The organism is Tardiphaga sp. (genome assembly GCF_025356345.1).
Classification (GTDB): domain Bacteria; phylum Pseudomonadota; class Alphaproteobacteria; order Rhizobiales; family Xanthobacteraceae; genus Tardiphaga.
The window spans coordinates 1-3,517 of sequence record NZ_JANXTC010000063.1 but is presented as its reverse complement, the minus strand read 5'-3'; the positions used below and the strand labels follow the sequence as shown (position 1 = coordinate 3,517).

At 63.9% G+C, this 3,517-nt stretch carries 4 protein-coding genes; 2 read left to right on the top strand and 2 right to left on the bottom strand.

Going from position 1 to position 3,517, the window contains the following annotated elements; genetic code table 11:
- Positions 1-74 precede the first annotated feature (74 nt).
- On the bottom strand, positions 75-764 hold the full coding sequence (locus Q0S16_RS03620; RefSeq protein WP_295845163.1) for an SET domain-containing protein: 690 nt from the start codon (positions 762-764) through the stop codon (positions 75-77).
- A gap of 55 nt (positions 765-819) precedes the next feature.
- Here Q0S16_RS03620 and Q0S16_RS03615 point away from each other — a divergent pair, with 55 nt between their 5' ends.
- Positions 820-1,530, top strand: a complete 711-nt coding sequence (locus Q0S16_RS03615) for a hypothetical protein (RefSeq protein WP_295845162.1) — start codon at positions 820-822, stop codon at positions 1,528-1,530.
- Between the two features lie 47 nt (positions 1,531-1,577).
- Here Q0S16_RS03615 and Q0S16_RS03610 read toward each other — a convergent pair whose 3' ends face one another.
- The gene (locus Q0S16_RS03610; protein ID WP_295845160.1) at positions 1,578-2,303 is read right to left on the bottom strand and encodes a TetR/AcrR family transcriptional regulator; all 726 of its coding nucleotides are present in this window, start codon (positions 2,301-2,303) and stop codon (positions 1,578-1,580) included.
- Positions 2,304-2,412: 109 nt separating this feature from the next.
- Here Q0S16_RS03610 and Q0S16_RS03605 point away from each other — a divergent pair.
- On the top strand, positions 2,413-3,517 hold a 1,105-nt coding region (locus tag Q0S16_RS03605), incomplete at its 3' end, for a carotenoid oxygenase family protein (protein ID WP_295845158.1).

Below are 3,517 nucleotides of genomic sequence, written 5' to 3'. Positions count from 1 at the left end.
CAGGCCATCGCCGTCGGGGCGTTCGCGGAACTGCAATATCTCGGTCTGCGCCGCAGTAACGCCCGGCAGGCAGCCTAGGCTGCCCGGCTCTTGGCCGCCTTGGCTTTGACGATGCTTTTGGCCGCCGCAAAACTCTTCTTCGCGGCGGTCGTCTTGCCGGCGAACTTCTTCACCGGTTTCGGAGCAGCTTTCGACTTGGCCATTGTCTTGGCCTTTGTCTTGGCTGATGGCTTCGCCGTCGGCCTGGCTTTCACCTTGCCGCTCAGTTTTTTCTTGCTGTCCGGCTGCAGCGCCTTCTTTTCAGCCTTGCCCTTCAGCGCCAGCTTCTCCGCCCGTTCATCGGCGCGCTTCTTCTTGCGCTTCCTTTCGCAGGAATCGCACTTGCAGCCGATCGGCTTGAGGTATTCCTTGTAATATTCGGTGCCGTAATCGTAGTTGATTTCCTGTCCGGGCTCGATGTTCTTGATAGCGCGGATGGTGATCTTCAGCTTGCGGGTGTTGACGTCGGATTCCGCATTCGGCTTGCAGGCGTGATTGATGTAGCGCGCGACGTTCTTGCGAACCGAGCCGTCGACGGTCCAGCGCTTGGTGATCTGGAACAGGTATTTGTTCTCGACCGCGTCGTCCTTCGTCTTCTTGCAGTCGAGCATCGGCCCGAAATAGCGGATGATCTTGCTGCCCTTCTTGATCGGCTGGGTGGCGAACAGGCCGAGGCCGGTTCTGGAGCGACCGACGCGGTAGGGCTTGCTGGACAGGACGGGCATGATCTCTGGGACTGACGTGCTGGGGACCAAAAGGACGCGTAGCGGGCTTTGTAGATTGATTCCGCTGGCGCTGTCAGCCGTTTGCGTGAACCTTCTCCAGCTTGTGAACGTCACAGGCGTGTCACTCACTCCAAAAGGCCCGCATATGGCACGCTTTACGCTCCTCGCTCCCCTGACGCTGCTCGGCTGCACCGCGATCGGCGCGCTGGTCCCGGCCCATGCGGAGCAAGTCAGCAGCGCCTATACCTCGGCCGCCGGCAAGGACTGCCGCACGCTCTCGGGCCGCGAGGTCGACACGGACGACGAGGCCTCCGAGCAGCTCTGCCGCGGGCCGGCCGGACTGGTCGTGCTGAAGAACGAGACTGATCTGCGGGAGACGGTGACGGTCGGCCGCAACGCGGAAGAGGCCGGCAGACAGTTGGCGGCAGCGCAGGGCTTTGGGCCGTTCAACTCCACCACCGACACGATCGAATGGCGGCTTGGCGGCAACGGCAAGCCGTTTGCGATGATCCAGCGCTGGCACATCGCCGATAATGGCGACCTTGATGCCAAGGGCCGCCCGCGGAATGAACAAATGCTGGTCGTGACGCGGCTGCCGCCGGGCGCGGCATGTCACGTCGCTTATATCGACGTGAAGGCCAATGCAGACGCCAATGCGCTGGCCCGCAAGGCGGCCGACCAGCTTGCCCGTGGGTTTGACTGCGGCAACGACAAGGTGGCCATCATCTGCCACAGCGGCCGTGCCGTGGAACTGGCAAAGCGCTAGGTTGGCCGTGTTGCCATGCCCGATAATGCCGGACCTGCAACGGTTTGTCAGGGTTTGGCGACGGTGATCTTCAGCATCTCGACAAACAGGGTTTCGGCGTCGCTGCCTTCGGGCAGCCGGCGCAGGATATCGCCGAGCCGCCCGTCGAGGGTCAGCATGGTGAAACCATGCACCAGCGACCACGCCCGCGCGATCTGCGCCGCCTGCTCCAGTGACAGCGCGGTGGCGACGACGGGGCCATCTTGATGCGCGCCAACCACCCCGGCAAGGCCGGCAAAGGACGCGTCCGCTGCTTCGCGCAGCGCCGGGCGCGTCATGTCGAGCCGCTCGGTCCGGAACATCAGCATGTACATGCCAGGACGCGCGCGGGCATAAGCGAGATAGGCCCTGGCGCGCGCCAGCGCGCGTTCGAGGGGCGTGGTACCGGTGGCGCCGGCTGCGGTCATCGTCACGTTGAAATTGCGAAAGCCGATCGCCGCGAGTTCACTGACCAGCCCGGTGAGATCTCCGAAGTGATGCGTCGGCGCGGCGTGCGAGACGCCCGCCTCGCGCGCCACCGCGCGCAGCGTCAGCCCCTGCAGCCCGTCGCGTTCCAGCACGTTTTCGGCGGCCTTCAGCAGCGCGCCGCGCAGGTCCCCATGGTGATAGGGAGATTCGTCGGCCGCGGACCTTGTCGCCACCGCCTTGACGCGTGGAATGCCAGCTACAGCCTTGCGGCGCCCCGTCGAGGGAGCGGCGGGCTTCGCGGTCTTGCTCTTGCTCGGTTTCGTCATGATCACATCATACGGCGCCATTTTTACACTGTAAAGATTTCGCTTGACGGCGCCTGTCATCGCCCGTACCTATTTAGACAGTGTAAAGATGGCGGTCAGGGAGAACGCGATGGCGCCGATGGATCCGATCGAGACAGTCCTCGACAATCTGGCGCCGATTCCCATGGAATGCGACGCGCCGTTTCTCAAGGTGATCGGCGAACTGCCGCGCGAGCTGAACGGCACGCTCTATCGCAACGGTCCCAATCCGCAGTTCCAGACGAAGGGCTCGCACTGGTTCGTTGGCGACGGCATGCTGCACGCCTTTCACATCGAGAACGGTCGGGCCAGCTATCGCAATCGCTGGGTCCGCACACCGAAATTCCTCGCCGAGCGCGATGCCGGCCGCGCGCTCTACGGCAGCTTCGGCCAAAAACTTCCGGGCGCGCCTTCGTCGATCGGCCGGGACTCCGGTTCGGCGAATACCAACATCGTGTTCCATGCCGGACGACTGCTGGCGCTCGAGGAAGGCCATGCCCCCACCGAAATCGAGCCCGGCACGCTCAGGACACTCGGCTATCGCAACTATGATGGCCGCATCGGCGGACCGTTCACCGCGCATCCGAAGGTTGATCCCGTCACCGGCGAGATGAATTTCTTCGGCTACAATGCCGGCGGCATGTTCAGTCCCACGATTTCGTTCGGCGCGATCGATGCCGCCGGCATCGTCAAGCGTTTCGAACGCTTCGAGGCCCCCTATGCCAGCATGGTGCACGACTTCATCGTCACCGAAAACCATCTGCTGTTCCCGATCCTGCCGATCACCGGCAGCATGGACCGCGCGCGGTCAGGCCGCCCGCCCTACGCCTGGGAGCCAGACAAGGGAGCTTGCGTGGGCGTGATGAAGCGCGGCGGCGGCGCCGCCGACATGCGATGGTTTCGCGCCGAGGCCTGCTACGTATTCCACGTGATGAACGCCTGGGAAGACGGCGACCGCATCATTGCCGACGTGATGCAGTCCGAAGAACCACCGCTGTTCACCCATCCCGACGGCTCAGCCACCGATCCGGCAAAATCGAACGCGCGGCTGTGCCGATGGAGCTTCGATCTCGCCGCCCCTACCGACCGCTTCACCCGATCCTATCTCGACGACAGCACCGGCGAATTCCCGCGCATCGACGAGCGCCGCTCCGGCCTCGTCAGCACCCAGGGCTGGTACGCCTGCGACAATCCAG

Bases quoted from the DNA above. Each gene is read 5' to 3' on its own strand.
- Q0S16_RS03620 (WP_295845163.1), bottom strand. From the start codon at position 764: ATGCCCGTCCTGTCCAGCAAGCCCTACCGCGTCGGTCGCTCCAGAACC.
- Q0S16_RS03610 (WP_295845160.1), bottom strand. From the start codon at position 2,303: ATGACGAAACCGAGCAAGAGCAAGACCGCGAAGCCCGCCGCTCCCTCG.